This is a genomic window from Streptomyces sp. NPDC013157, from assembly GCF_042899865.1.
In the GTDB taxonomy this organism is placed as follows: domain Bacteria; phylum Actinomycetota; class Actinomycetes; order Streptomycetales; family Streptomycetaceae; genus Streptomyces.
This window is the reverse complement of the sequence record NZ_JBIBAK010000004.1, coordinates 235,365-261,208: the sequence shown is the minus strand read 5'-3', so window position 1 is coordinate 261,208 and position 25,844 is coordinate 235,365. Positions and strand designations below refer to the sequence as shown.

At 71.7% G+C, this 25,844-nt stretch carries 24 protein-coding genes; 6 read left to right on the top strand and 18 right to left on the bottom strand.

Going from position 1 to position 25,844, the window contains the following annotated elements; genetic code table 11:
• Positions 1-35: 35 nt before the first annotated feature.
• From ACFY6U_RS14485 to ACFY6U_RS14470, 4 genes are all read right to left on the bottom strand, one after another.
• On the bottom strand, positions 36-1,064 hold the full coding sequence (locus ACFY6U_RS14485; RefSeq protein WP_351490425.1) for a 6-phosphofructokinase: 1,029 nt from the start codon (positions 1,062-1,064) through the stop codon (positions 36-38).
• 149 nt (positions 1,065-1,213) lie between these two features.
• Complete coding sequence (locus tag ACFY6U_RS14480) at positions 1,214-1,876, bottom strand: response regulator (protein WP_390038039.1); 663 nt, start codon at positions 1,874-1,876, stop codon at positions 1,214-1,216.
• Entirely contained in the window at positions 1,873-3,090 is a 1,218-nt protein-coding gene (gene macS / locus ACFY6U_RS14475; protein ID WP_390038037.1) for a MacS family sensor histidine kinase, read from the bottom strand. The genes ACFY6U_RS14480 and macS overlap by 4 nt, the downstream gene beginning before the upstream one ends.
• 67 nt (positions 3,091-3,157) lie before the next feature.
• Complete coding sequence (locus ACFY6U_RS14470; RefSeq protein WP_390038035.1) at positions 3,158-3,895, bottom strand: lysophospholipid acyltransferase family protein; 738 nt, start codon at positions 3,893-3,895, stop codon at positions 3,158-3,160.
• A 174-nt stretch (positions 3,896-4,069) separates the two neighbouring features.
• On the opposite strand from ACFY6U_RS14470, the gene ACFY6U_RS14465 reads away from it, so the two are divergent.
• Together ACFY6U_RS14465 and ACFY6U_RS14460 are read left to right on the top strand one after the other, a co-directional pair.
• Positions 4,070-4,849, top strand: a complete 780-nt coding sequence (locus tag ACFY6U_RS14465) for an alpha/beta hydrolase (RefSeq protein WP_390038033.1) — start codon at positions 4,070-4,072, stop codon at positions 4,847-4,849.
• Positions 4,842-5,432 (top strand): hypothetical protein, encoded by a 591-nt coding sequence (locus tag ACFY6U_RS14460; protein ID WP_390038031.1) that lies wholly within the window; start codon positions 4,842-4,844, stop codon positions 5,430-5,432. The genes ACFY6U_RS14465 and ACFY6U_RS14460 overlap by 8 nt, the downstream gene beginning before the upstream one ends.
• A gap of 240 nt (positions 5,433-5,672) precedes the next feature.
• Here the strand turns inward: ACFY6U_RS14460 and ACFY6U_RS14455 are convergent, their stop codons facing one another.
• The 6 genes from ACFY6U_RS14455 to ACFY6U_RS14430 form a co-directional block, all read right to left on the bottom strand.
• The gene (locus ACFY6U_RS14455; RefSeq protein WP_390038029.1) at positions 5,673-6,422 is read right to left on the bottom strand and encodes an endonuclease/exonuclease/phosphatase family protein; all 750 of its coding nucleotides are present in this window, start codon (positions 6,420-6,422) and stop codon (positions 5,673-5,675) included.
• 152 nt (positions 6,423-6,574) lie between these two features.
• Complete coding sequence (locus ACFY6U_RS14450) at positions 6,575-7,528, bottom strand: ROK family glucokinase (RefSeq protein ID WP_351490408.1); 954 nt, start codon at positions 7,526-7,528, stop codon at positions 6,575-6,577.
• A gap of 233 nt (positions 7,529-7,761) precedes the next feature.
• A complete protein-coding gene (locus tag ACFY6U_RS14445; protein WP_390038027.1) occupies positions 7,762-8,223 on the bottom strand; it encodes a DUF5304 domain-containing protein in 462 nt (153 codons plus the stop codon).
• A gap of 63 nt (positions 8,224-8,286) precedes the next feature.
• The gene (locus ACFY6U_RS14440; RefSeq protein ID WP_390038025.1) at positions 8,287-9,441 is read right to left on the bottom strand and encodes an ArsA family ATPase; all 1,155 of its coding nucleotides are present in this window, start codon (positions 9,439-9,441) and stop codon (positions 8,287-8,289) included.
• A 192-nt stretch (positions 9,442-9,633) separates the two neighbouring features.
• Positions 9,634-10,077 (bottom strand): SRPBCC family protein, encoded by a 444-nt coding sequence (locus ACFY6U_RS14435; protein WP_093503999.1) that lies wholly within the window; start codon positions 10,075-10,077, stop codon positions 9,634-9,636.
• 141 nt (positions 10,078-10,218) lie between these two features.
• Positions 10,219-11,016, bottom strand: coding sequence for a metallophosphoesterase (locus ACFY6U_RS14430; RefSeq protein WP_390038023.1), 798 nt, complete (start codon positions 11,014-11,016; stop codon positions 10,219-10,221).
• Between the two features lie 316 nt (positions 11,017-11,332).
• On the opposite strand from ACFY6U_RS14430, the gene ACFY6U_RS14425 reads away from it, so the two are divergent.
• Positions 11,333-13,129 (top strand): AMP-dependent synthetase/ligase, encoded by a 1,797-nt coding sequence (locus tag ACFY6U_RS14425; protein ID WP_390038021.1) that lies wholly within the window; start codon positions 11,333-11,335, stop codon positions 13,127-13,129.
• Positions 13,130-13,157: 28 nt separating this feature from the next.
• Here ACFY6U_RS14425 and ACFY6U_RS14420 read toward each other — a convergent pair whose 3' ends face one another.
• Both ACFY6U_RS14420 and ACFY6U_RS14415 read right to left on the bottom strand, forming a co-directional pair.
• Entirely contained in the window at positions 13,158-14,741 is a 1,584-nt protein-coding gene (locus tag ACFY6U_RS14420) for a GMC oxidoreductase (protein WP_390038647.1), read from the bottom strand.
• A gap of 184 nt (positions 14,742-14,925) precedes the next feature.
• Positions 14,926-16,068, bottom strand: coding sequence for a glycosyltransferase family 4 protein (locus tag ACFY6U_RS14415; RefSeq protein ID WP_390038020.1), 1,143 nt, complete (start codon positions 16,066-16,068; stop codon positions 14,926-14,928).
• A 114-nt stretch (positions 16,069-16,182) separates the two neighbouring features.
• On the opposite strand from ACFY6U_RS14415, the gene ACFY6U_RS14410 reads away from it, so the two are divergent.
• A complete protein-coding gene (locus ACFY6U_RS14410; RefSeq protein WP_390038019.1) occupies positions 16,183-17,418 on the top strand; it encodes a glycosyltransferase 87 family protein in 1,236 nt (411 codons plus the stop codon).
• Between the two features lie 17 nt (positions 17,419-17,435).
• Here the strand turns inward: ACFY6U_RS14410 and ACFY6U_RS14405 are convergent, their stop codons facing one another.
• The 5 genes from ACFY6U_RS14405 to ACFY6U_RS14385 all read right to left on the bottom strand — a co-directional run bounded on the left by ACFY6U_RS14405 (position 17,436) and on the right by ACFY6U_RS14385 (position 22,976).
• A complete protein-coding gene (locus ACFY6U_RS14405) occupies positions 17,436-18,632 on the bottom strand; it encodes a hypothetical protein (protein WP_390038018.1) in 1,197 nt (398 codons plus the stop codon).
• A 30-nt stretch (positions 18,633-18,662) separates the two neighbouring features.
• Positions 18,663-19,682 (bottom strand): NlpC/P60 family protein, encoded by a 1,020-nt coding sequence (locus tag ACFY6U_RS14400; protein ID WP_390038017.1) that lies wholly within the window; start codon positions 19,680-19,682, stop codon positions 18,663-18,665.
• A gap of 425 nt (positions 19,683-20,107) precedes the next feature.
• Positions 20,108-21,142, bottom strand: coding sequence for an NlpC/P60 family protein (locus ACFY6U_RS14395; protein ID WP_390038016.1), 1,035 nt, complete (start codon positions 21,140-21,142; stop codon positions 20,108-20,110).
• A 210-nt stretch (positions 21,143-21,352) separates the two neighbouring features.
• Positions 21,353-22,696 carry an NYN domain-containing protein gene (locus ACFY6U_RS14390; RefSeq protein ID WP_390038014.1) on the bottom strand — a complete coding sequence of 448 codons (1,344 nt, stop codon included), beginning with the start codon at positions 22,694-22,696 and terminating at the stop codon, positions 21,353-21,355.
• A gap of 40 nt (positions 22,697-22,736) precedes the next feature.
• A complete protein-coding gene (locus ACFY6U_RS14385) occupies positions 22,737-22,976 on the bottom strand; it encodes a hypothetical protein (RefSeq protein ID WP_009309707.1) in 240 nt (79 codons plus the stop codon).
• Positions 22,977-23,129: 153 nt separating this feature from the next.
• Between ACFY6U_RS14385 and ACFY6U_RS14380 the strand changes: the two genes are divergently transcribed.
• Positions 23,130-23,873 carry a rhomboid family intramembrane serine protease gene (locus ACFY6U_RS14380; RefSeq protein ID WP_390038012.1) on the top strand — a complete coding sequence of 248 codons (744 nt, stop codon included), beginning with the start codon at positions 23,130-23,132 and terminating at the stop codon, positions 23,871-23,873.
• Complete coding sequence (locus tag ACFY6U_RS14375) at positions 23,870-24,151, top strand: Lrp/AsnC family transcriptional regulator (protein ID WP_390038010.1); 282 nt, start codon at positions 23,870-23,872, stop codon at positions 24,149-24,151. The genes ACFY6U_RS14380 and ACFY6U_RS14375 overlap by 4 nt, the downstream gene beginning before the upstream one ends.
• 176 nt (positions 24,152-24,327) lie before the next feature.
• Here the strand turns inward: ACFY6U_RS14375 and ACFY6U_RS14370 are convergent, their stop codons facing one another.
• Positions 24,328-25,689, bottom strand: coding sequence for an aminotransferase class V-fold PLP-dependent enzyme (locus ACFY6U_RS14370; RefSeq protein ID WP_390038008.1), 1,362 nt, complete (start codon positions 25,687-25,689; stop codon positions 24,328-24,330).
• Positions 25,690-25,844: the final 155 nt, after the last annotated feature.

Below are 25,844 nucleotides of genomic sequence, written 5' to 3'. Positions count from 1 at the left end.
GGCGGCGCGCGGGCCGAGCGGGGAGAAGCCGGCCGTCAGCCGAAGAACACCCCGACCTCCTCGTACAGCTTCAGGTCGACGGTCTTCAGCTTGGCCGTGGCCTCCGCGATCGGTACGCGGACGATGTCGGTGCCGCGCAGCGCGACCATCTTGCCGAAGTCCCCGTCGCGGACGGCGTCGACGGCGTGCAGGCCGAAGCGGGTGGCGAGCCAGCGGTCGAAGGCGCTGGGGGTACCGCCGCGCTGGATGTGCCCGAGGACGGTGGTCCGGGCCTCCTTGCCGGTGCGCTTCTCGATCTCCTTGGCCAGCCACTCGCCGACCCCGGAGAGCCTGACGTGCCCGAAGGAGTCCAGCGACCCGTCCTTGAGGACCATCTCGCCGTCCTTCGGCATGGCGCCCTCGGCAACGACCACGATCGGGGCGTACGACGCCTTGAAGCGGGACGTGACCCAGGCGCACACCTGGTCGACGTCGAAGCGCTGTTCGGGGATGAGGATGACGTTGGCGCCGCCGGCGAGGCCGGAGTGGATGGCGATCCAGCCGGCGTGCCGGCCCATCACCTCGCAGACCAGGACCCGCATGTGGGACTCGGCGGTGGTGTGCAGCCGGTCGATGGCCTCGGTGGCGATGCCGACCGCGGTGTCGAAGCCGAAGGTGTAGTCGGTGGCGGACAGGTCGTTGTCGATGGTCTTCGGCACGCCGACGACGGGCACGCCGTACTCGTCGGTGAGGCGGGCGGCGACGCCGAGGGTGTCCTCGCCGCCGATCGCGATCAGTGCGTCGACCTCCAGCTTGGCGAGGTTGTCCTTGATCCGGCGGATGCCGTTCTCCTGCTTGAGCGGATTGGTGCGCGAGGAGCCGAGGATGGTGCCGCCGCGGGGCAGGATGCCGCGTACGGCGGGGATGTCGAGGCGGACGGTGTCGCCTTCGAGGGGTCCGCGCCAGCCGTCCCGGAAGCCGACGAAGTCGTAGCCGTACTCCTGCACGCCCTTGCGGACGATGCCCCGGATGACGGCGTTGAGCCCGGGGCAGTCGCCGCCTCCGGTCAGTACTCCGACCCGCATGGAAATGTCCCTTCGCCGCGGTTGCCTGTGGGACTCACGCTAATGGTGATCCAGCTCACACAGGGATGGGCACGGAAGGGCAATTCCGGTGAATTGTCGGGCGGTTGGTTTACGCGCCGCCCGAAGATCAGATCAGATCAGTCATCGGCTCAGTCGTCGTCGAGGCCGGCCTCTATCGCGTACCGCACCAGTTCCACCCTGTTGTGCAGCTGGAGCTTGCCGAGGGTGTTCTGGACGTGGTTCTGGACCGTGCGGTGGGAGATGACCAGGCGCTCGGCGATCTGCTTGTAGCTCAGGCCCTTGGCGACCAGCCGCAGCACCTCGGTCTCGCGGTCGGTGAGCCGGGGCGCGTCGGGCCGGTCGGTGTCCGCTTCCGGGGCGGGCTCGGAGGCCAGCCGGCGGTACTCGCCGAGGACGAGACCGGCGAGGCCGGGCGTGAACACCGGGTCGCCGACGGCGGTTCGGCGGACCGCGTCAAGGAGCTCCTCCGTAGAAGCCGACTTGAGCAGATAACCCGTCGCGCCGGACTTCACCGCCTCCAGGACGTCGGCGTGCTCCCCGCTCGCGGAGAGGACCAGGACCCGCAACGCCGGGTCGTGGCCCACGAGTTCCTTGCACACCTGGACGCCCGGCTTGGCCGGCAGGTTGAGGTCCAGGACGAGGACGTCGGGCGCGGCGGCCTTGGCGCGGCGCACCGCCTGGTCGCCGTCCCCGGCCGTGGCGACCACCTCGAAACCGGCCTCGGTCAGGTCCCGGGCGACCGCGTCCCGCCACATGGGGTGGTCGTCGACCACCATGACCTTGATACTCATCGCCGCTCCGCCTTCCCCGGGGAGACCCTCGGTACCTTCAGCTCTACTTCCGTGCCCTGCCCGGGGGTCGAGAACAGCTCGGCGCTGCCGCCGAGGTCGCGCAGCCGCCCCCGGATCGACTGGGCCACCCCGAGCCGCCCCTCCCCCTCGGCCTGGGCGAGCCGCCCTTCCGGGATGCCGGGGCCGTCGTCCCGTACGGTCACCACGACCTCGCCGGGCTCGTCCTCGATCAGGATCCAGGCCCGCGCCCCGTCCCCCGCGTGCCTGCGCACATTGTCCAGGGCGGCACCGACGGCGGCGGCCAACTCGCGTGCGGCGCCCGGCGGCAGCTCCACCGGCGCGCCGGGCTCGGCCAGGCTGACCCGGGATCCGGCGTACCGCGAGAGCAGCGTGCGCAGGTCGACGGGACCGTCGTCGTCCGGCTCCTCCTCCACCAGGCGTACGACGGCGCCCTGGGCCTCGTCCTCCGAGACCCGCGAGGGCGGCACCAGGCCGCCGGAGACCAGCGTCCGCAGGGCCACCTCCTGCTCCCCGGCCAGCCGGCCGAGTTCGGCCGCGTCGCCGCCGAGGACCGTGCCGCGCCGCTGCACCATGGCGAGCACCTGGAGCACGCTGTCGTGGATGTCCCGGGCAAGCCGCTCCCGTTCCCGGGTCGCGGCCTCGATCTCCAGGGCGCGGGCGAGGGTGCGCTCGGAGGCGCGGGCGACCTCGACGACGTAGCCGATGGCGATGGAGGCGACCCAGACCAGGATCACGTTGTGGACGGTGTCGCGGGCCGGGTGGCCGCGCTCGACCAGGTTGGCGGCGGCGACCGGCGTGGAGGCCAACGCGGCCCAGCGCCAGCCGCCCTTGAGGGCGTAGGCGAGGACCGAACCGGCGGTCCAGATCGACGGCAGGGTCGGGCCGCCCCGGTCGATGTGGCCCTGGGTGACCACCCAGGGGGTCAGCACGATGCCGGTGAGCGCGATGGCGAGGTCGACGGCGAGGAAGCGCTTGGTGCAGGCCGCCGCGCTCTGCACGCGGGGCAGGGTGGCCAGGGTCCAGACGGTCAGGACGGCGTAGTAGGCGATGGCGACGCCCAGGCGGTCGTAGTCGTCGTAGGCCGAGGCGAACAGGCCGATCGCGTACAGCAGGGTCAGCACGCGGTAGCCGGTGAGGGCACGCCACAGCGGCTGCTCGACCGACATGCGTATGACGCGTTCCCGCTTGCTCATGTCCCCCAGTCCCCCTGCCAGTCCCCGGCCGTCGGTCCCCCCGGCCGCCGGTCCCCCCGCCGCCGGTCTAGGACTCGGCGGCCTTCTTCTCGGCCTTCGCCGCGTCCTTCTCGGCCTTGGCCGCCTCCGCGATCTGCCGCTTGGCGGCCGTCGCGTAGATGTCCACGTACTCCTGGCCGGAAAGTCTCATGATCTCGTACATGACCTCGTCGGTCACCGCGCGCAGCACGAACCGGTCGTGCTCCATGCCCTGGTAACGGCTGAAGTCCAGCGGCTTGCCGATCCGGATGCCCGGCCGCATCAGCTTGGGCATCACCTGCCCCGGCGGCTGGATCTTCTCCGTGTCGATCATGGCGACCGGGATCACCGGAGCGCCGGTCGCGAGCGCCACGCGCGCGAGGCCGCCGGGCTTGCCCCGGTAGAGGCGGCCGTCGGGCGAGCGGGTGCCCTCCGGGTAGATGCCGAACAGCTCGCCGCGCTCCAGCACGTCTATGCCGCTCTGCACCGCGGCCTCGCCGGCGCCGCGCGCGCCGGAGCGGTCGACGGGGAGCTGGCCCACGCCCTTGAAGAAGGCGGCCGTGAGGCGGCCCTTCAGCCCGGGGGTGGTGAAGTACTCGGCCTTCGCGATGAAGGTGACCTTGCGGTCCAGCACCGCGGGCAGGAAGAACGAGTCCGAGAAGGACAGGTGGTTACTGGCCAGGATCGCCGGGCCCTCGGCCGGGACGTTCTCCAGGCCTTCCACCCAGGGCCTGAAGGTGACCTTCAGCGGTCCCCCGATGGCGACCTTCATCGCGCCGTACAACAACCCAGTGCCTCCTGTTTCCGTCGATCAGACCTTAACCCGGAGCGCCGGGAATGGGCCCGACGACCCTGGTCGGTGTCAGTGCCGTCGCGTACGGTGAAGCACAACCGGAGTCGTCGTCCATGGCTCTCGCAGTGCCGCCCCCTCGAACGAACTCGAATGAATTGGAGACCGAAGGTGCCGGTTCTCCCCGGAGCCGAGCCGTACCGCCATGACGGCGGGGAGGCCGGCGTCCTCCTCTGCCACGGTTTCACGGGCTCGCCCCAGTCGCTGCGCCCGTGGGCGGATCACCATGCGGCACACGGCCTGACCGTGTCCCTGCCCCTGCTGCCCGGGCACGGCACCCGCTGGCAGGACATGGCGGTCACCGGCTGGCAGGACTGGTACGCGGAGGTGGACCGCGAGCTGCGGCTGCTGCGTGAGCGCTGCTCCCAGGTGTTCGTGGCGGGCCTGTCCATGGGCGGCGCACTGGCCCTGCGGCTGGCCGCGCGGAACGGTACGGGTGTGGACGGCGTGGTGATCGTCAACCCGGCGAACAAGGTGCACGGCCTGTCGGCGTACGCCCTTCCGGTGGCCCGGCATCTCGTGCGCACGACGAAGGGCATCGCCAGCGACATCGCCAAGCCGGGCGCCGCCGAGGTGGGGTACGACCGGGTGCCGCTGCACAGCGCGCACTCGCTGCGGAACTTCTTCCACCAGGTGGACAAGGAGCTGCCGCAGGTGACCCAGCCGCTGCTGCTCCTGCGCAGCGCCGAGGACCATGTGGTTCCGGCGGTGGATTCCGCCCGCATCCTGAGCCGGGTGTCGTCCACGGACGTAACGGAGGTCGTGCTGGAACAGAGTTACCACGTCGCGACGTTGGACCATGACGCGGACCGGGTCTTCGAGGAGAGCCTCGCCTTCATCGGCCGGCTCGCACCCGGTGTCGGCAAGGAAGGGACGGCCGCAGTTGGCTGAGCACGACTCCGACCGCGAGGACCGCGAGCCGGACGAGACGGGGGTGCCCTTCGACGAGGCGGCCGCCTGGGCGGCGATCGTCGCGGGGTACGGCGACGAGCCGCCGGACCCGCCGGGCACTGTGCCCTTCAAGCCGGTGAAGGACCTCGCGCTGCCGGCGATGGACGAGGACGAGACCGACGCGGGCACCGAGACCGCCGGGACGGGGGCCGGGGCCGCCGAGGAGCAGCGGCCCGTGCAGCCGCTGGGCAGTTCGATCTCCTTCGCACCCGGGGTGGGCGGGCCGCGTGACTACACGGCGCCGGAGCCGTCCGAGGACGACTTCGACGAGGACGACGAGGGGCACTTCGTGCCACCCGAGCCGCCGCCGCTGCCGGAGGCCGACGCCACGGCCAAGTTCGCCTGGCTGGGCGTGGTGGGCGGCCCGATCCTGCTGCTGCTCGCGGTGGTGCTGGGCTGGGACATGACCTGGTGGCTGGCGACGCTGGGCATCGGCGGTTTCCTCGGCGGGTTCGTCACGCTGGTGACCCGTATGAAGACCGACGACGAGGACGGCGACCCCGGGCGGGGAGCCGTCGTCTGATCGATCCCCCCGCCGTAGAACCCGAGGGCCCGTCCGGAGCGATTCCGGGCGGGCCCTCGGGTTTTTCGGCCCCGGCCCCGTCCCCCGTCCCGGAGAAGCCTCGGCTTCCTTCCTCGGCTTCCGCGGCTTCCGCGACATCCGCACCTCCGGCGACGGCGCGGCCAGGAAGACGTACACCCGGCTCTCGTACCACGACAGCCGGGCCGTCGTGGACGGGGTGAAGCAGCTGGTCGTAACCGGCTAGGAGGCGGCGGGAACCCTGAGGGCGGCCAGGACCGGGAGATGGTCGGTGGCCGCCCTCAGATCTGCGTCGGTGACGCCGGGGAGGCCGGTCGGTACGCCGCAGCCGAGCACCTCGATGCCCTTCGTCGCGAAGATCGCGTCGATGCGCTGGTGGGGATCGGTGGACCAGGAGGTGAACTCGCCGCCCCAGGGTGCGGTGGTACGGCAGTCCTGGTAGGCGTCGGCCAGGCGGCGGAAGGTGCGTCCGTCGGGGCGGTCGTTGAGGTCGCCGCCGGCGACGGCGTGCGGCACGCCCAGGCCGGCGACCCGGTCGAGGAGCATGCCGCCCTGCTCGTAGCGCTCGTCCTGCTGGAGGCTGAGGTGGAAGCTGGTGACGCCGAGGCGGACGCCGCCGAAGCGGACGACGGCGGTCGCGAGGCCGCGGCGGTGCAGGCCGGGGGTGAGGGGGAGGAGGACGTCCTCGGTGCGTTCGACGGTGGCGCGGAGGTCGCAGAGGATCGCCGGGCCGGCTGCCGTGCCGCCCCCGGTGAGGATCACGAGGTCGGAGGCGGAGGCCAGGCGGGCGAGCTTCTTGCGCCAGCGGAAGAAGCGGGGGGCTTCCTGGATCAGGACCAGGTCGGGGGCACAGGCCCTGATGACGCGGGCGAGGGCGTCGGTGTCGTCCCGCATGGAGCGGATGTTGTAGCTCAGGACGCGGATGACGGCGGAACCGTCGGGCTCTGTGTGGGAGTTGGGGAGCGACACCATGTGGATCAATGTACGCGGCGGAGGAAAGCGCCGCCCGCCCAATGGCTCGGGGCGCGAGGTTCGTGCGCGACTGCCGGTTGTGTGCGGCTTGTCGCGCAGTTCCCCGCGCCCCTGGGGAGGTGCGGTTGCCGCAGCCCGAGAAGTCCGGGGCGTTACATGATCGGGTCGGGCTCTCTCGCCAGGTCGGCCGCGCCCACGAGGCCGGCCTCGTTGCCCAGCTGGGCCGCGATGACCTCGGCCACCGGGCGCCAGTTGCCGCCTACCAGCCAGCGCTTGTAGGACTTGCGGATCGGGTCGAGGACCAGTTCGCCCTCGTCCGAGAGGCCGCCGCCGACGATGAACGCGGAGGGGTCGAAGAGGGAGGCCAGGTCGGCGAGGCCGGCGCCGGCCCAGCGGGCGAGCTCGCGGTAGGAGTCGACGGCGACCGGGTCGCCCTGGCGGGCGGCCATGGAGATGTGCTTGCCCTCGATGCCGTCGGGGGTGCCGTCGCCGAGGCTGAGCAGGAGCTCGGCGTGCTCGGGGGTGGCGTTGGCGCGCTGCTTGGCGTACCTGACCAGGGCGCGGCCGGAGGCGTACTGCTCCCAGCAGCCCTGCGAGCCGCAGCCGCACAGCAGCCCGTCCGGGACCATCCGGATGTGCCCGAACTCGGCGGCCACTCCGAAGTGCCCGCGGCGCAGCTTGTTGCCGATGATGATGCCGCCGCCGAGGCCGGTGCCGAGGGTGATGCAGATGACGTTGCGGTGGCCCTTGCCGGCCCCGAACTTGTACTCGCCCCAGGCGGCGGCGTTGGCGTCGTTCTCCACCACCACGGGGAGGCCGACGCGGGCCTCGACCTCGTCCTTCAACGGCTCCTGGCGCCAGTCGATGTTGGGCGCGAAGTAGACCGTGGAGCGCTGCCGGTTCACGTAACCGGCGGCTCCGATGCCCACGCCGACGATCTCGTGCCCGGCGCGGGCGCCCTCTACGGCGGAAGCAATGGCGTCCACGATGCCCTCGGGCGTGCCCGGGGTCGGCACCTTGTGGGTCGAGAGGATGTTGCCTTCCTCATCGACCACGCCGGCCGCGATCTTCGTGCCGCCGATGTCGACGCCGATGGTGAGTCCCATGAATCCCTCAGTTTCGGTCGAGCCCCGCTACGGCCAACCGTACCCGAGGCCCTGCCGTCGGGTTCCCGTCGTCCGCCCGGAGGGCGGGTCGGGCGGAGCCTGGTGCGGGCAGCTGCACTGCGGCGGAGGGAGTCAACGGGGAGCGTCGGCGACTGACGACAACGCCTCTGGGGGAGTGCGTGCCAGGCACCGCCCGACAGGCGGGAACCCGACGGCAGGGCCTCGATGGGCTGTCAGTCGAGATCGATGCGTTCCCCGGGGCCGTCGTCCTCGCCCTTGTCGGGGGCGCCGGAGGTCCAGCGGGTCTCCTGGGCCTGGACCGCGGAGCGGTAGGCGGCGAGGAGTTCGCTGCCGGCCGCGGCCAGGTGGTCGAAGACGTCCGGGTTGCGCTCTATGACGGGCTCGACGGCGTTCTTCGCCTGCTGGACGACCTGCCGGACCACCTGCTGGGCGGCGGGCCCGGCGACCGCCCCGAGCAGCGGGGGCTGGATGCCGGAGAGCTTGTCGGCGACGGCGTCGACGAGTCGGCGCAGTTCCTCGGCGGCCGACCCGGGGGGCGGGCCGTACTGGGCCCGGCGGCGGGCCTTCTCCGCCTCCAGGTCCTCGGCGCAGGCGGTGGCCCAGGCGTCGTCGTCCGTCGCCCGTACCTCGTCCGCGGCCTCGGAGGCGTCAGCTGTGGGGCGCTCTTCGCTCATGACGGACTCCTGACTACGGTTCGTCTCTCCGACGTTACCCGAACGGGCGTACCGGTTTCACCGTCAGCGCGGCCACAGCTCCGGGTCCGGCGCGAACCGCAGCCGCAGCTCGCCGTCGCGCAGGGCCGCCCCGGCGACGGTGCAGCGGCGCAGGGCCGATGGCAGGGCGACGATCCGGCGGAAGCCGCCCACGGTGATCACGACCTCGTCGCCGCGCCGGACGAGGTCGAGGTCGTCCCGTATCGCGCCGGGCAGCGGGACGTGCCAGACGAGGACGCCGTCCTCCTCGATCCGGTCGGCGACGGGCCACTCGACCGGGGCGGGCGCGGTGTTGACGCCGGGCACGGCGAGCGCGGCGAGGTCGTCGGTGCCGCGCGGGTCGTGCCCGAGGTGGGCGACGGCGGTGACGTCGTACGCCTCCCCCCACTCCGCGAGGGCCTTGCGCTGCTGGGCGACCAGGGCGTGCAGGGGGGTGGCCTCGGGCAGCACGCGGTTGGCGACCAGGGTCGCGGCGGACAGGCCGCGCAGGGCGAGACCGAGGCGGGCGGTGCGGACGGCGTCGGCGCCGGCCGGGCCGGGCTCGGCGACCAGGCGTACGGCGGTGCGGCGGTCGGCGAGGACGGCCTCCACGGCGGCCAGCTCGGTGTCCCAGCGGGCCGCGGTCTCGTAGAGCCAGTCGGCGGGCATCGGGACGCCGGCGAGACGGCCGAGGACCGGGCGCAGGGCGCGGGCCGCCTGCCGCTCGGGCGGGAGCAGGCGGCGCAGGTAGCGGCGGAGCTCCTCGGGGAGCGAGAGGAGGGCGAGCGCGCGGGGGGCGGGCGGGAGGTCCACGACGAGCAGTTCGTAGCGCTCGGAGAGGGCGGCGTCGCGCAGGGCGCGGAGGAAGGAGAGTTCCTCGGCGCCCGGGAGGGGGGTGAGTTCCTCGGCGTCCAGGCGGGAGGCGCCGAGCAGGTCGAGGACGTTCGCGGCGCGGGCCTGGAAGGCGGTGAGGTCCTCGCGGAAGCGGGCGGCGGCGTCGGGGCGCCAGGCGGTGAGGGTGGGGGTGAGGCGGGTGGGCTCCGGTCCTGTCGCCGCGCCCAGGGCGGTGCCGAGGGTGTCCGTGCGGTCGGCGCTCAGGACGAGGGTGGGGGTGCCCTCGGCCGCGGCGCGCAGGGCGGTGGCCGCGGCGACGGTCGTACGGCCGCTGCCGCCGGGGCCGGTGATCAGGATCGTGCGCATGAGGGTGAACCGTAACGGACGTCCGGGTGAGCCCTCGCTGCAGCGGGCGTAGGGGTGTCACTTACCGGCACTTGCAGGGTGCCGCCGCGCTGGGCGGCTGAAGCGCCCCGTGAGGGGGCGGGGAACTGCGCGAGCAGCCACCGACGACCCGCACCCGGGGTCCTACGCGTACCCCCGCGACGCGTCCCTACCTCACTTCTCCCCCGACTCGACCCTCTTCTTCAGCCCCGCCAGCGCCCGGTCGATGATGACCTTCTCCGCCTTGCGCTTGATCATCCCGAGCATCGGGATCTTCACGTCCACCGTGAGCGAGTACGTGACCTCGGTCGAACCCGCACCCGCCGGCTTCAGGAGGTACGAGCCGTCCAGGGAGCGGAGCATCTGGGACTTCACCAGCGTCCAGGAGACCTCGTTGTCGCCGGTCCACGTGTACCCGAGGACCTGGTCGTCCTTGATCGCGCCGGCGTCCATGACCAGGCGGACCTGCTCGGCACGGCCCTGGGCGTCGGTCTTCAGGACCTCCGCCTCCTTCACTTCACCGGTCCAGTCCGGGTACCGCCCGAAGTCGGCGATCACCGCCATGACGTCGGCCGGGGCCGCCTCGATCGTGATGTTCGAGCTGGTGTGTTCCGCCATCGCCGTGGCTCCTCCAGATGCGGGCCGGTGGGACCGGTGGGACCAGTAAAGGGGGTCGGCGTGCGCGGGCGTGCGCACACGCGTGCCGCGTGAAGGCTACCGCGCGTCCGACCAGCCGACTTCACCCCCTGTCCGCGGCCGTCACCATTCCAGCGCCCAGGGCCGGCCGGTACCGGCGAAGTGCCCGACGTTCACGCACTCGGTGGCCCCGATCCGCATCCGCTTCACCAGCGGCTGGTGGACGTGCCCGAAGAGCGAATACCGGGGGCGGGTGCGGCGGATGGCGTCCAGCAGCGCCCGGCTGCCCCGTTCGAAACGGCGCGCCACCGTGTCGTACACCAGCTCCGGCACCTCCGGCGGGATGTGCGTGCACAGCACGTCGACCTCGCCGAGCGCCTCGATCTTCGCCGCGTACTCCTCGTCGGAGATCTCGTAGGGGGTGCGCATGGGGGTGCGCAGCCCGCCGCCGACGAAGCCGAAGACCCAGCCGCCGATCTCGACCCGCTCACCGTCCAGAACGGTGGTGCCCGGGCCCGCGTACTCCCGCCACAGCGGCGGCATATCGACATTGCCGTACGTCGCGTACGTCGGTGTCGGGAACGCCGCGAACATCTCGGCGTACTGCTTGCGCACCGCCTTCTCGATCGCCGTCGCCCGGTCCATGGCGATCCCGCCCCACAGCCGGGCGCCGAGTTCCCGGGCCTCCTCGAAACGCCGGGCGGTGCGGAGTTCGACGAGACGGTCGGCGTTCTCGACGCCGAACAGGTCGGGGAAGATGCCGCGGGAGTGGTCGGCGTAGTCGAGGAAGAGGACGAGGTCGCCGAGACAGATCAGGGCGTCGGCGCCGTCGCCGGCTCTGGCCAGGTCACGGGCGTTGCCGTGCACGTCGCTGACCACGTGGACGCGGGTCCTTCGGATGCCGGAGGGTGTGGCTGCCATGGTGATCAAGCGTAGGCCTGTGCGGCAAACGTGAACAGGCGATGGCCGGGCCCGTGGTTACTGGTCAGTCACTAAAGCCGTGGACTACCGTACGCGAAGGAACACCAACCTGTGTGACGCACCGAACATCTCGCCGGACCCCCCTGTCGAAGAAGCCATACCGGCGGGTAACGTCCGGGCAGTCCAGTCGTGCTCAGGATTTCAACCAACGGATCTTCCAGCCCGTGACGAAGCCCTGAGCACCTGCCCGAGCCTTGGACCGCACCGTCGCATCGCACAACGTCGTGGCGTCGGCGCCCTATGAGGAGCAGCAGTCTTGCGCGAGTTCAGCCTTCCGGCTTTGTACGAGGTCCCCGCGGACGGCAATCTGACCGACATCGTCCGCAGAAACGCCGCGCAGCATCCGCACGTTGCCGTCATGGCCCGCAAGGTCGGCGGTGTCTGGCAGGACGTGACCGCCACCGCCTTCCTGGCCGAGGTGCACGCGGCGGCGAAGGGCCTCATCGCCTCCGGCGTCCAGCCGGGCGACCGGGTCGGCCTGATGTCCCGCACCCGCTACGAGTGGACGCTCCTCGACTTCGCGATCTGGAGCGCCGGCGCGGTCACCGTGCCGGTGTACGAGACCAGCTCGCCGGAGCAGGTGCAGTGGATCCTCAGCGACTCCGGCGCGACCGCCTGCATCGTCGAACTCGACGGCCACACGGCCGCCGTCGAGTCGGTGCGCGAGACCCTGCCCGCCCTCAAGCACGTCTGGCAGATCGAGGCCGGCGCCCTGGAGGAGCTCGGCAGACTCGGCCAGGGCGTCACCGACGCCACGGTCGACGAACGCAGCTCGCAGGCGAAGGCGGACGACCCGGCGACCATCGTCTACACGAGCGGTACGACCGGCCGCCCCAAGGGCTGCGTCCTCACCCACCGTGCCTTCTTCGCGGAGTGCGGCAACATCGTGGAGCGGCTGCGCCCCCTCTTCCGCACCGGCGAGTGTTCCGTCCTGCTCTTCCTCCCGCTCGCGCACGTCTTCGGCCGCCTCGTCCAGATCGCGCCGATGATGGCGCCGATCAAGCTGGGCTGCGTCCCGGACATCAAGAACCTCACGGACGAACTGGCCGCCTTCCGGCCGACGCTGATCCTCGGCGTCCCGCGCGTCTTCGAGAAGGTCTACAACTCGGCGCGCGCCAAGGCGCAGGCGGACGGCAAGGGCAAGATCTTCGACAAGGCCGCGGACACCGCGATCGCGTACAGCAAGGCGCTGGACACCCCGTCGGGCCCCTCCCTCGGCCTGAAGATCAAGCACAAGACCTTCGACAAGCTCGTCTACAGCAAGCTGCGCGCGGTGCTCGGCGGCAAGGGCGAGTACGCCATCTCCGGCGGCGCCCCGCTCGGCGAGCGCCTGGGCCACTTCTTCCGCGGTATCGGCTTCTCGGTCCTGGAGGGCTACGGCCTGACCGAGTCGTGCGCGGCGACCGCGTTCAACCCCTGGGACCGGCAGAAGATCGGCACGGTCGGGCAGCCGCTGCCCGGCTCGGTGATCCGCATCGCGGACGACGGGGAGGTGCTGCTGCACGGCGAGCACCTGTTCAAGGGCTACTGGAACAACGAGGCCGCGACCGCCGAGGCGCTGGCCGACGGCTGGTTCCACACCGGGGACATCGGCACCCTGGACGAGGACGGCTACCTCAGGATCACCGGCCGCAAGAAGGAGATCATCGTCACCGCGGGCGGCAAGAACGTCGCCCCGGCCGTGATCGAGGACCGGATCCGCGCGCACGCGCTGGTCGCGGAGTGCATGGTGGTGGGCGACGGGCGGCCGTTCGTGGGCGCGCTGGTCACCATCGACGAGGAGTTCCTGGGCCGCTGGGCGGCCGACCACGGCAAGCCGGCGGGTGCCACCGCGGCGTCGCTGCGTGACGACCCGGATCTGATCGCGGCGATCCAGGACGCTGTCGACGACGGCAACGCCGCGGTGTCGAAGGCGGAATCGGTGCGGAAGTTCCGCATTCTGTCCTCCCAGTTCTCGGAGGAGTCGGGCCACCTGACGCCGTCCCTGAAGCTCAAGCGCAACGTGGTGGCGAAGGACTACGCGAACGAGATCGAGGCCATCTACCAGAAGTAGAGCGGCACTCGGGGCCTCCTCCCGGTGCTCAGAAGTCCTCGGCGAGAACCCGTTCCATCGCCCGCTCGGCGAGCGCGGTGATGGTGACGAACGGGTTCACGCCGATGTTCCCCGGCACGAGCGAGCCGTCCGTGACGTACAGCTTCGAATACCCCTTCACCCGACCGTAGTTGTCGGTCGCCTGCCCCAGGACGCAGCCACCCAGGGGGTGGTAGCAGAAGTCGTCCGCGAACACCTTGCTGCTGGACCCGAACAGGTCGTACCGGTAGATCGTGGCGTTGGCCGAGTTGATCCGGTCGAAGAGTTTCTTGGCCATGGCGACCGAGACCGCGCTCTGGGCCGCGGTCCAGCCCAGCTTCACCCCGTCGCTCGCGGAGTCGTAGGTGAAGGACGCCCGTTGCGGGTTCTTGGTGATCGCCAGGTACAGGCTCACCCAGGTCTCGAACCCGATGGGCAGCGGGGCGATCTCCGCGAATACCGGGTTGTCGGTGTTGGCCCAGTCGTCGATGCCCATGACCGGCATGGTCGCCTGGTTGGCACCGGTGGTGTCCCAGAGGTGGTTGGCGCGCCCCAGCATGGTGTTGCCGTTGGTGCTCCAGCCCGCCCCCACACTGGAGTTGAGCGCGGGCAGCGCCCCGGTGTCCCGGGCCCGGACGAGCAGCTCGGTGGTCCCGAGGCTGCCACCCCCCAGGAACAGATGGGTACAGCTGTACTGCTTGCTCTCCACGACGGCCCCGCTCGTGTCGATCCGGTCCACGCTCAGCACGTACGACCCGTCACTCGCCCTCGTGACGGCCTTCACCTTCTCCAGGGTGTGGATGGTGACGTTCCCGGTGCCGAGGGCGGCGGCCAGGTAGGTCTTGTCGAGGCTCTTCTTGCCGTAGTTGTTGCCGTAGATGACCTCCTGGGCGAGCGCGGACTTGGTGGCGGTGCCGGCGGCCTCCTGCTGCATGTACCCGAAGTCGTAGACGTTGGGTACGAAGGTGGTCTTGAGCCCGGTGTTGGCGGCGGCCTTCCTGGAGGTCCGGGTGAACTGGTACCACTCGGTCGACTCGAACCAGGTGGAGTCGATGGTGTTGACACCCAGCATGGTGCGGGCGCGCGGGAAGTACGTGTTGTACATCGCGGTCGCGTCCACGGTCGGGAACTGCTCGGTGAAGTACGACTGGAGCGGGGTCACGGCCATCCCCCCGTTGACCAGCGACCCGCCTCCGACACCCCGCCCCACGTACACGGACATGTTGTCGTAGTGCACCCGGTCGAGCACCCCCGCGTAGGGAGTGATGTCCTTGTTGACGACATCCAGCCAGAGGAAGGTGGCGAGCGGGGCCTCCGTGCGGGTCTTGAACCACATGGACCGCTTGTCCGGGGCGGCGGTGGAACAGAAGATCTTGCCGTCGGAGCCGGCGGTGTTCCACAGCTGGCCCATCTCGATCATGAGGGTGCGCACCCCGGCCTGCCCGAGGCGCAGCGCGGCCACGGCCCCGCCGTACCCCGAACCGACCACGATCGCGGGTGCGTTGTCGACGTCGGCCGCTTCCTCGGCGGCCTGCGCCGACTGGAGCCCGACACGGGTGAGACCGGCCGCGGCGGCGGTCTGGAGGGCGATCATGCCCAGGATGTGACGTCTCGTCAGCTGACGCTGCATCAGTTTTGCTGTCATGCGCGCAGCATGTGCGGATTTTCCGGTTCCGCCTAGGCCTGCGACAAGGTTAGTGACAACGCGCCCCCGAAGGGGCGCGGGGAACTGCGCGACCGGCCACAACGCACTCGCGGACGCAGCACGACCCGATCCCCTAGAGCAATTCCTCCAACCTCTCCGCCAGCAGATCCCACCGCCACTTCTCCTCGACCCACCGCCGCCCGCGCTCCCCCATACGCTGACGCAGTTCGGAGTCTCCCAAGAGCGCCGCAATGCGCTCGGCGGCCTCCTCGGCGGAGCCGCCCCGCACCACCCAGCCGGTCTCCCCGTCCAGCACCGCGTCCGGCGCGCCCCCCGAATCCCCCGCCACCACCGGCAGCCCGGTCGCCGAGGCCTCCAGGTACACGATCCCGAGCCCCTCCACGTCCAGCCCGCCCCGCCGGGTCCGGCACGGCATGGCGAACACGTCGCCCGCGCCGAAGTGCGCGGGCAGCTCGGCCCACGGCACGGCCCCCGTGAACCGCACCGACGCCTCGACCCCGGTCTCCCGGACCAGGCGCCGCAGCTCCTTCTCGTACGGGCCGCCGCCCACGATCAGCAGCACCGCGTCCGGCTCGGCGGCCAGGATCAGCGGCATCGCGAGGATCAGCGTGTCCTGCCCCTTGCGCGGCACCAGCCGCGACACGCACACGACCACAGGCCGGTCGGTCAGCCCCAGCCGCGCCCGCACCGCGTCCCCGCCCGCCCCCGGACGGAAGGTCTTCTCGTCCACCCCCGGCGGCAACTGCACCATCCGCCCGGCCGCCCGCGCACTGAGCGCGGTCGCGATCCGGGACCGTGTGTACTCGCCGAGATAGGTGATCGTGTCCGTCGCCTCCCCGATCCGCCCGAGCAGCTGCCGGGCCGCGGGCAGCTGGGCCCAGCCCGCCTCGTGCCCGTGGGTCGTGGCGACCAGCCGCTCCGCCCCCGCCTTCCGCAGCGCCGGCGCCATCAGGCCCAGCGGAGCCGCCGCCCCGAACCACACCGACGTGCACCCGTGCTCCCGCAGCAGCCCGACCGCCGTCCGGGTCGCCCCGGGCGTCGGCAGCAGCATCGTCGTACGGTCGCGCACGACGGTGAAGGGCTGCTCCGCGTCGAACGCGGCGGTGGCCTCGACACCCTCCCGGCCCCGCTTCCAGGTGGACGCGTAGACGACCAGCCGCTCGGGGTCCAGCCGCAGCGCCATGCTGTGCAGGAAGGCCTGGATACCGCCCGGCCGAGGCGGGAAGTCATTGGTCACGACCAGGGTCTTGTTCATCGGCGCCGACCTTACCCGCACAGTGTGTTCGGCCACGCTTCATGGCCCCCGCACAGGACGTCGGGGGATCATGTGGCCCACTCGACACGGCGATGCCGACGGACAGGGGCTCAGGTGGACAGGACGGGCGTGCGGCGTGCCATGGTGTTGCTGCTGGTCACCTGGGGTGCCACCCGGCTGGTGCTGCTGCTGTTCGTCCTGAAGGTGTTCGTGTTCCCGGGCGCGGACGTCACGACCGACGTCTCCGTCATCTACCAGGGCTGGTACGAGGTGCTGCGGCACGGAACGTTTCCTCTGGACGACGTCACCTGGCAGTACCCGCCCGCGGCCGCCCTGGCGATCCTCTCCCCCGGCCTCCTCCCCTTCCTGGACTACCCGACCGCCTTCTTCGTCCTGGCCTGCCTCGCCGACCTGGTGGTCCTCGCCCTCCTGCTCTACACCGGCCCGCGCCCCGGCCGCACCCTGCGCGGTGCCTGGGTCTGGGTGCTGGGCGTCCCGCTCCTCGGCCCGACCGTCTACTCCCGCTACGACCTGATGGTCACCGCCGTCGCCGTCGCCGCGCTGCTCGCCGGGGCCCGGCATCCCCGGATCATGGGCGCCCTCGTCGGCTTCGGCGCGATGGTGAAGGTGTGGCCGGCGCTGCTCCTGGTGGGCGCCGTACGGCGGCGGGCCTGGGCGTCCGCGGCGGTCACGGCGGGCGCGGTCGGCGCACTGTTCGCGGTGGCCATGCCCGGCGCGTTCGCCTTCCTGACCTTCCAGCGGGACCGGGGCACCGAGGTGGAGTCCCTCGGCGCGCTGGTCTTCCACATCGCCCGGCACTTCGGCTGGCACGGCGAGGTGCTGCTCAACTACGGCTCGATCGAATTCCTCGGCCCGCACGTGCAGGCGGTGAGCACGGCGGCCCTGCTGCTCACCGCGCTCGCGTTCGGCTGGCTGCTGCTGTGGCGGCTGTCGGCGGCCCGCTTCCGCTCCCACACGCTCGCGGACGCGGCCTTCACCGCCGTCCTGATGTTCACGGTCACCAGCCGGGTGATCAGCCCCCAGTACATGGTGTGGCTGGTGGGCCTGGCCGCCGTCTGCCTCTGCTTCCGCGCCGGCCGCATGACCCTCCCGGCGGTCCTGGTCCTCCTGGCGACCTTCGTGACGGTCCTGGAGTTCCCGGTCGGCTTCTCGCACGTCGTGTTCAGCGACCGGTACGGCATCACCCTGCTGCTCCTGCGCAACGGCCTGCTGCTCGCGGCCACGGTCACGGCGGCCCGCGCACTGTGGCGCTCCACGGTGACCGAGGACGCCGTCGCGCCCTTCCCGGCTCAGACGCCCCACACGGAGGAGACGTCGGTCTCCCCCTGAGCCCGGGTGCGACCGGCTCAGTCGCCCAGCTGAGCCTTCAGGTAGTCCCGCCAGCGGGCGGTGAAGTCCGGCAGGGTCGTGCCCAGTTCCGTCTTCAGGGCGTCCTCCACCGCGCCCGCGCGCTCCTTGTGCGCGCCGACGGCCCGGTAGAAGGCGCCGAGCTTCTCCTCGCCCCAGTGGGCGGCGATCATCCGGCAGGCCAGCCAGCCGCCCTCGTAGGCCTGGGCCAGTTTGGTGGGGTCGTCGGTGAAGCCGAAGTCCTTGTCGGCGGGGAGGTCCTCGGGGGCGTCTCCGGCCTCGACGGCGCGGGCGAGTTCGGGGGCCGCCTCGGTGGGTGTGCGGCCCGTGTCGAGGTAGCCGATCCAGTCGGCGTAGCCCTCGGAGAGCCAGAGCGGGGTGGCGGCCGTGGTGTGGGCGCGGGTGGCCACGTGCGTCGTCTCGTGGGTGAGGACGACCTGTCTGCCGACCGCGCCGAGGACGGCGTACGCCTCCGGGTTGAGGATGACCCGGTCCGCCGGGGCCTGGCCCGAACCTCCCGCCTCGCCGGTGGTGACGGCGGCGATGCCCTTGTAGTTGGAGGCGGGGGCACCCAGCAGGCCGGCCATGCCGCTCAGCGACCCTGGTACGAGCAGCACCACCCGCCGCGTCCAGTCCGTGCCCCAGGCCTTGGAGACCTCGGGGACGGCGGTGTCGGCGAGGCGGGCGTAGCCGCGCAGTGTGGTCCGGGACTGGCCGACGCCGAGGACGAGGGTGTGGGTGCTCTTGACGGCGGTCACCTCACCCTGGTCCCAGAGCTGTTGCCCGGACTGCGTGGCCGGCTTGTCGTATGTGACATACCACTGTCCGTCGGCGGTGCGGCTGAGGGTCAGCGCCCGGTCCGTCGTCACCGGCGCCTTGTCGTAGCCCTGTATCCGGTAGCTGAGCTGCGCGTCGGCGGTGGCGCCGGCGCCGTCGGGGTGGAGGGCGGTCAGCCGGTAGCTCCAGGCCGCGAGCGGTACGGCCCGCAGGTTCGCGTACGAGCTCCGGGTGCCGGTCTCGGCGTACGCCTGCTCGTCGTGGCCGAGGACCGCGGCCGAGCGGCGGTCCAGGACCTGCTGCACCTCGGCCATCGCCGTACCGGTCGACGACTGCCCGCCGCCGCATCCGGCCAGCGGCAGGAGCAGCAGACACAGCCCCACCGCTCCTGAGCGCCACGCCCGTCCACGACCAGCCACTTTCCGATCGTACGGGCAGGAGCCCGGAAGTCAGGGCCGGGTGACGGAGGAGACCGGCATCATTCCGACCGGGTCGTAGCGGACCGGGGCGCCGGGGTAGGGGGCGTGGATGACCTGGCCGTTGCCGACGTACATGCCCACATGGCTGGCGTCGGAGCGGTAGACGACCAGGTCACCGGGTTGCACCTGGGAGAGCGGGACCTGGTGGCCGACGTGGCGCTGCTCCTGCGAGGTGCGCGGGAGGTGGATCCCGGCGTGCGCGTACGACCACTGCATCAGGCCCGAGCAGTCGAAGCCGGAGGGGCCGCTGGCGCCCCAGACGTACGGCCTGCCGAGGGCGGAGCGGGCGGCGGCGATCGCCGCGGCGGCACGGCCGTCGGGGACGGCGGCGTCGGAGAGGCCGGGCAGGTCGGCGCGGTCGTCGCCGCGGGAGGCGTGCTCGAAGGCGACGCGGTCGGCGGCGGGCATCGCGTTGAGCAGGTGCCGGGCCTTGGTGAGCTTCCGCTCCACGGTGGCCTTGTGCGAGGCGACCGCCTTGCGGCTCTTCTCCAGCTCGGCGAGGTTCCCGGCGGCCTCGGACCGCTCCTGGGCGAGTTCGCGCATCGCTGCCTGGAGCCGCCTGAGCTGCCCGGCCTGGCGGGCGTCGACGCGGTCGAGGAGGGAGGCCCGGTCGAGGTAGTCCTGCGGGTCGTCGGAGAACAGCAGGGCCACGGCGGGGTCGATGCCGCCGGAGCGGTACTGGGCGCCGGCGAGTGAACCGAGCGCCTCCCGCATGGTGTTGATGCGCTGCTGCTGGCGGGCGATGCGGTCCTGGGAGTCGTTCACCTCGCGGCGCAGCGTGCCGGCCCGCTCGGCGGCCTTGTCGTAGGCCTGGGTCGCCTCCTCGGCCTGCTGGTACAGCCGGTCCACCTCGGCACGGCTGTCGGCGTGCGGGGCGGCGCTCGCCGGTACGGCACCGAGCGCGGCGGCCGCGGCCGACAGCACGCAGATTGCGGCACCGGCGCCCCGGTTGAACCCGGACGACGGTACGAGACGACGATGAGACCCCACGGGAAGCCGCATTCCTTCCGATCGTCGGACGCCGACGGTCTCCCCCGGTGCCGGGGGAAACGCGCCAGACATTGACGCCCTCCCCCGCCCAGGGCAGGAGATCCGGTCCGCACCGCTCAGCGGCGCCACCGCGGGTTCCTGCTTCACAGGCCGCCGCCGACCCGTGCGGATCGGTCCTACGCAGCCTCCACAGGCGTGACTTCCCGCCCGTCCGGCGGTAGGTCCGGCGACTTCCGTCACCGGACACGGCGATGCTAGCCGCGCGGACACGCACCGGCCAAAGGCCCTCCCCGGCCGCACAACGCGACGCCCCGCCTCTGACGCAGGTCAAAGGCGGGGCGGGGGGGTACATCAGGCTGAAGCAGTTCGCCCGTTCGGACGTCCGGGCACCGCGATCTTGACGGGGCGCGGGGTCTCGGCGGAGGTCAGATCCGGACGCCGAACTCGAAGGTCATGTCGCTCATCGCCTCGTAGCGGACCACGGCGCCGGTGTGCGGGGCGTGCAGCACCTGGCCGTTGCCGGCGTAGAGGCCGACGTGGTGGTAGTCGCCGTAGAAGATGACCAGGTCGCCGACCTTGAGGTCGCTCGCGCTGTAGATGCGGGTGCCGGCGTTGGCCTGCGCCTCGGAGGTGCGGGGTATGGTCACGCCGGCCTGGGCGTAGGCCCAGGAGGTCAGGCCCGAGCAGTCGAAGGAGGACGGGCCGGAGGCGCCGTAGACGTACGGGGAGCCGATCACGGACTGGGCGGCGGCAAAGGCGGCGGCGGCCCGGCTGGAGGCGGAGCCCGTGTTGCCGAGGTCCACGCGGGAGGAGGCGCGGCTGGCGGCCTGGGCCTGCTCGGCGTCGAGGGCGGCCTTCTCCTTGGCGGTGAGCGTGTTGAGCAGCTTCTGCGCGTCGGCGAGCTTGCCCTGGACGGCCGACTTCTGCTTGGCGAGCTCGGTGCGGGTGGCGGAGAGGTCCTTGAGCTTGTCGGAGGCCTCTGCCCGCTCCTGGGCGAGTTCGCGCTGTTTGTCCTGGATCTTCTTCAGGGCCTCGACCTGCTGGCTGCTCAACTGGTCGAGCGTGGAGGCCTTGTCGAGGTAGTCGTCCGGGTCGGACGAGAGGAAGAGCTGGACGGAGGGGTCGATGCCGCCCGAGCGGTACTGCGCGGTGGCCAGCGAACCGAGGCTGTCCCGCAGCTTGTTGAGGTCCTCCTGCCCACGAGCCACGTTGTCCTGGATCGTGGAGATCTCCTTCTGCAGCTTCTGCTGCTTGTCCTTGGCGCCGTCCAGCTTCTCGGTGGCCTGCTCGGCCTCCTCGTAGAGCTTGTCGACCTTCGCCTTGACCTCGTCCTTGGTCAGCTTCTCGCTGGGCGCCGCGTTGGCGGCGTTGGCGCTGAGGACTACGGCGGCGGCCGCTGCGGTGGTGAGCACGGTCACGCGCGCACGGCTCTGCTGCTTGGGTCGACGATGGGACGCCACGGAGACGGGCTCCTTCGTTTGAGTGATCACCCGTGTGGAGGTTCGAGGCCAGACCCTAGTGACCTACCTGTGATCAGTTCAAACCCAGCAGCCAAAAAAGTGGTCACGCAACGCACTCTTTGCACATAACTCACGAGCAGTAATGTGCGATTGACGCTACGTTGCGTGACGGTTCGGTCAATTCGGGCATTGCATATGCGGGTTGCACGTTCAGGACAGTCGCTTCAGAAGCATCGCAGAAGCGACCGGACGGGCACCCGCCTTCGCGACCCCGTCGGCGACCTCGCGGTCGGTCGAGGCGACGATCACCGGACGGCCCGGCGGCTCGGCGCGCACCAGCTGGCGGATCAACTCGTCCGCGGTGACACCGGGCTTGGAGAAGAGGACGCGGACCCCGCGCGGCGGGGCGAGCAGCACCGGCGCGGCCAGCTCGGCGCCGTCGAAGACACAGGTGACCTCGGCGCCGGTCTGGGCGGCGAGCTGGGAGAGCTGACCGAGCAGCCGCAGCCGCTGCTTCTCCAGCGGCATCTGCGGATAGCCGGTCTTCGTCACGTTGTAGCCGTCGACGACCAAGTGCGCCTGGGGCAGGGCCAGCAGCTGGTCGAGGATGGCCGGGTCGTGCTCGGACAGCGCTCGCGCCGCAATGTCCTTCGGGGTCATTCGTCCCGGTTCGACCGCGTCCACGGTCTCGGCGGGCCGCACCGAGACCGGCGGCAGGGCCAGCTCCCGGCGCAGCCCCTGGGCGGCGTCGAGGACGGTGTCGAGCAGCAGCCGCAGCCGCATGTCCTCGACACTGCGCCCCTCGCGGGCGGCCCGGCGGCTGGCCTCCAGGGCCGCCTCGGCCTCGCCGAGCCGGGCCTTGAGCCGCCGGCTCTCGCTCTCGGCGGCGGACACCAGGGACTGCCCCTCGGTCCGCCCCGCCTCCATCTCGCCCTGCAGCTTGCGCAGGGCGGCTTCACCCCGCTTGACGTCGCTCAGCGCGGCCCGCAGCTTGCGGTGAAGCGATTCCGCTTCCTTCTTCGCCGCGTCCAGCTCGGTGCGCAGCCGCTCCGTCTCGGACCTGGTCTGCTCCCGGGCCCGGTCCAGTTCCTCGCGCAGCCGCTCCAGTTCGGCCCGGCTCTCCTCGTCGGCCCGCTCGGCGTCGGCCCGCTGGGCCTCCTCGCCGGCCGCCGCCACGAGCTTCACCCAGCCCGCGGGGCGCAGTACATAGGCCGCGGCCGCCACATCGAGCGGGTCCGCGGCCGGGGGCGGGGAGCCGGAGTCCAGGGCGCCGGCCAGTTCCGGCTGGGCCTCTCTCAGCTTCTCGCCGATCCGCTGCCGGAAGAGGGTGTCCGTCTCCAGCGCGGCCGCCATGGCGTTCCCCGCGAACTTGGCCCGGCGATTCGGGGCAAAGCGGGCGTACTGCCGCAGCTGGGCGGGCAGTTCGGCGACGGTCAGGCCGCCGAACCCGTCCGACACGATCTGCACGACACGCCGTCGCACACCGTCGGGCAACGGACGGTCAAGCACCTCGGCGGTGCCGTCGCCCGGCCCCCCGCCCGTGGTCTCCACCATCCGTCACACCCCATCACCTGTACGGGGCCGGCTCCCGGTCTCAGGAGTCGGCGCCCGGCCTGTCCACCAGTTCCACCTGGTCCACCGCGTTGCACCAGCGGCAGCGCACCGACTCGATGGTCTCACTGACCACCTCGCGCTCCTCGACCTTCGGCTCACCGGCCAGGTCGAGGTGGACGTACTCGACCACCTTCGACGAGCGGGTCACGTCGAAGCGCGTGAGGTTGCCGCAGAGGGTGCAGCGCCACCGCGTCGTGGCGGTCGGCAGGGGAACCGTCATCGTGGCTTGTTCGCTTCCTTCTAGTGTCCGTGACGCGCCGTCCCGACGCGTGTGGCTCGTAACCCTACGGCCTGGCGGGTACCCGACGCCCGCCCGTCCACGGCGGCGAGGCGATCTGCACCACTGCGTCCCGTTACGCCATGCTCTATGTCCATGATCGGCAACTGGAACACGACGGCGGCCCGGACCCTGCGGAGCCTGCGGGGCACGTCCGCGCCCATGACGTACACCCTGATCGCCGTGTGCTGCCTGATCTTCGTACTCGGCCCCGCCTCCGGCTTCACCCCGTCCTACGGCACCGGAGAGGCCCTCGCGACCGCCCAGCGGGCGTATTTCCGGCACTGGGGGGTGGTTCCCGCCGACCTGTTCGACGGTCCGGTGCGGGAGGCGCTCACCCCGGCCACGGCGCTGTTCATCCACGGCAGCTGGGTGCACCTGCTCGGCAACATGCTCTTCCTCTTCGTCTTCGGGGCGATGACCGAGGAACGGATGGGCCGCGTGGAGTTCACTCTCTTCTACGTCGGCTGCGGCTATCTCGCGCTGCTCGGCTACGCGGCCGCCAACGCCACGTCCCAGCAGTCGCTGGTGGGCGCGTCCGGGGCGATCTCGGCGGTCCTCGGAGCGTTCCTGTACCTGTTCCCCAGCGCCCGCGTGACCAGTCTCCTCCCCTTCCTCTTCTTCCTCCCGCTCCGCTTCCCGGCCTGGGTGGTCCTCCCCTTCTGGGCGGCCCTCCAGTGGCTGGCCCTGAACCAGGCCTCCTCCGGCCCCGGCGTGGCCTACCTCGCCCACCTGGTCGGCTTCGGACTCGGGTTCGGCTACGCGTGGGTGCGGTACGGCCGTACGACTAAAGTGAAGGTCGCCCCAGCTCCGGCACCCGAGGGAGAGAACCAGCCGTGATCACCGCGATCGTCCTCATCAAGACCAGCGTGGACCGGATCCCCGAGATCGCGGAACGGATCGCCGCGCTGGACAGCGTCAGCGAGGTCTTCTCCGTCACCGGCACGTACGACCTCATCGCCATGGTCCGGGTGCAGCAGCACGAGGATCTGGCCGACGTCATCCCCGGCTCCATCAGCAAGATCCCCGGCGTGGAGGCCACGGACACGCACGTCGCGTTCCGCACGTACTCCCAGCACGACCTGGAGGCGGCGTTCGCGATCGGCCTTGACAGCTGAGCGCCGCCGACTGCAGCGCCCCGTAAGGGGCGCTGGGGGTACCCCCGGCCGAAGGCTGGGGGAGGAACCGCGCGACCAGCCACGACGGAGCCGCGGGGGGCCAATGCGCTTCGTGCCCGGCTGCCGGCCGGTGGGGGCTGAGCGCGCAGTTCCCCGCGCCCCTGGCGGGGCGCTGATCACACCGCCGGGACGCAGCGGCCCTCTTCCGTGCGGTACGACCACTTCGCACCGTCGGTCACAAGTTCCCGTACCGCCGTCACGAAGCGCTCCACGTGCTCGTCCGGCGTCCCCGCCCCGAAGCTCACCCGGATCGCGTTGAGGGACTTCTCGCCCGGTGCCGCCTCCGGCGCCCCGCACTCGCCCTGGGTCTGCGGGTCGGAGCCCAGCAGGGTCCTGACCAGCGGGTGGGCGCAGAAGAGGCCGTCGCGGACGCCGATGCCGTACTCGGCGGAGAGCGCGGCGGCGAAGTGGGAGCTGTTCCAGCCGTCCACCACGAAGCTGATCACGCCGACGCGGGGGGCGTCGTCGCCGAAGAGGGAGAGGACCCGGACGTCGGGTACCCCGGCCAGGCCCGCCCGCACCTTCTCGATCAGGTGCTGCTCGCGGGCGACCAGCGTGTCGAAGCCGGCCTCGGTGAGCGCCTTGCAGGCGGCGGCGATGGAGTAGGCGCCGATGACGTTGGGCGACCCGGCCTCGTGCCGCGCGGCGCTCTCGTGCCACTCCACGGCCACTCCCCCGTCCTCGCGCCGGGTGACCTTGCGGCTGGCGCCGCCGCCCGCGAGGTACGGCTCGGCGGCCTGCAGCCAGTCGGCGCGGCCGGCCAGGACGCCGGAGCCGAAGGGGGCGTACAGCTTGTGGCCGGAGAAGGCGACCCAGTCGACGCCCAGGTCCCGGACCGAGACGGGGTGGTGCGGAGCCAGCTGGGCGGCGTCCAGGACGATCCGGGCGCCGTGCGCGTGCGCGGCGGCCGCGAGCTCCCGTACGGGCCACAGCTCGCCGGTGACGTTGGACGCGCCGGTCACGCAGACCAGGGCCGGACCGTAGGGGTCGCGGTCGGCGAGGGCGCGTTCCAGGGTCTCGACGGCCTGGCGCGGGGTGCGGGGCGCGTCGAGGTAGGTGACACGGGCGTCCTGCCACGGCAGCAGGGAGGCGTGGTGCTCGGTCTCGAAGACGAAGACCTGGCAGTCGGCGGGGAGGGCACGGGCCAGGAGGTTCAGGGAGTCCGTCGTCGAACGGGTGAAGACCAGCTGGTCGTCGGGGCGGCAGTCGAGGAACTCGGCGACGGTCCGGCGGGCGTTCTCGAAGAGGTCCGTGGAGAGCTGGGAGAGGTAGCCGGCGCCGCGGTGGACGCTGCCGTAGTAGGGCGCGTACGCCGCCACGTCGTCCCAGACCCGCTGCAGGGCGGGGGCGCTGGCCGCGTAGTCGAGGGCGGCATAGGTGACCTCGCCGCCGGTGACGAGCGGGACGGTGACATCACGGCCCAGAACGGGCAGGGGGGCACAAACGGACTGGACGGAGGCAGCGGTGGAGACGGACATGGGTGAACTCCCGTGTGAGCAGGTGGGATCCGCCGTGCGAGCGGATGCGCTCAAGCAGCGGCAGGGGAAAAGGGTGTGCGGAGGCGGGGCTCTGCGGCCCTATCGCATTCGCTTGCTCACGGAAGGCTCCTCGACGACCAGGACCCCTGGTGGTT

What these genes read in the sequence shown, in the direction of transcription:
- ACFY6U_RS14485 (WP_351490425.1), bottom strand. Translation starts at nt 1,064, where the DNA reads ATGCGGGTCGGAGTACTGACCGGAGGCGGCGACTGCCCCGGGCTCAAC.
- ACFY6U_RS14480 (WP_390038039.1), bottom strand. Translation starts at nt 1,876, where the DNA reads ATGAGTATCAAGGTCATGGTGGTCGACGACCACCCCATGTGGCGGGAC.
- macS (WP_390038037.1), bottom strand. Translation starts at nt 3,090, where the DNA reads ATGAGCAAGCGGGAACGCGTCATACGCATGTCGGTCGAGCAGCCGCTG.
- ACFY6U_RS14455 (WP_390038029.1), bottom strand. Translation starts at nt 6,422, where the DNA reads ATGGTGTCGCTCCCCAACTCCCACACAGAGCCCGACGGTTCCGCCGTC.
- ACFY6U_RS14450 (WP_351490408.1), bottom strand. Translation starts at nt 7,528, where the DNA reads ATGGGACTCACCATCGGCGTCGACATCGGCGGCACGAAGATCGCGGCC.
- ACFY6U_RS14445 (WP_390038027.1), bottom strand. Translation starts at nt 8,223, where the DNA reads ATGAGCGAAGAGCGCCCCACAGCTGACGCCTCCGAGGCCGCGGACGAG.
- ACFY6U_RS14440 (WP_390038025.1), bottom strand. Translation starts at nt 9,441, where the DNA reads ATGCGCACGATCCTGATCACCGGCCCCGGCGGCAGCGGCCGTACGACC.
- ACFY6U_RS14435 (WP_093503999.1), bottom strand. Translation starts at nt 10,077, where the DNA reads ATGGCGGAACACACCAGCTCGAACATCACGATCGAGGCGGCCCCGGCC.
- ACFY6U_RS14430 (WP_390038023.1), bottom strand. Translation starts at nt 11,016, where the DNA reads ATGGCAGCCACACCCTCCGGCATCCGAAGGACCCGCGTCCACGTGGTC.
- ACFY6U_RS14420 (WP_390038647.1), bottom strand. Translation starts at nt 14,741, where the DNA reads ATGATCGCCCTCCAGACCGCCGCCGCGGCCGGTCTCACCCGTGTCGGG.
- ACFY6U_RS14415 (WP_390038020.1), bottom strand. Translation starts at nt 16,068, where the DNA reads ATGAACAAGACCCTGGTCGTGACCAATGACTTCCCGCCTCGGCCGGGC.
- ACFY6U_RS14390 (WP_390038014.1), bottom strand. Translation starts at nt 22,696, where the DNA reads ATGGTGGAGACCACGGGCGGGGGGCCGGGCGACGGCACCGCCGAGGTG.
- ACFY6U_RS14385 (WP_009309707.1), bottom strand. Translation starts at nt 22,976, where the DNA reads ATGACGGTTCCCCTGCCGACCGCCACGACGCGGTGGCGCTGCACCCTC.
- ACFY6U_RS14380 (WP_390038012.1), top strand. Translation starts at nt 23,130, where the DNA reads ATGATCGGCAACTGGAACACGACGGCGGCCCGGACCCTGCGGAGCCTG.
- ACFY6U_RS14370 (WP_390038008.1), bottom strand. Translation starts at nt 25,689, where the DNA reads ATGTCCGTCTCCACCGCTGCCTCCGTCCAGTCCGTTTGTGCCCCCCTG.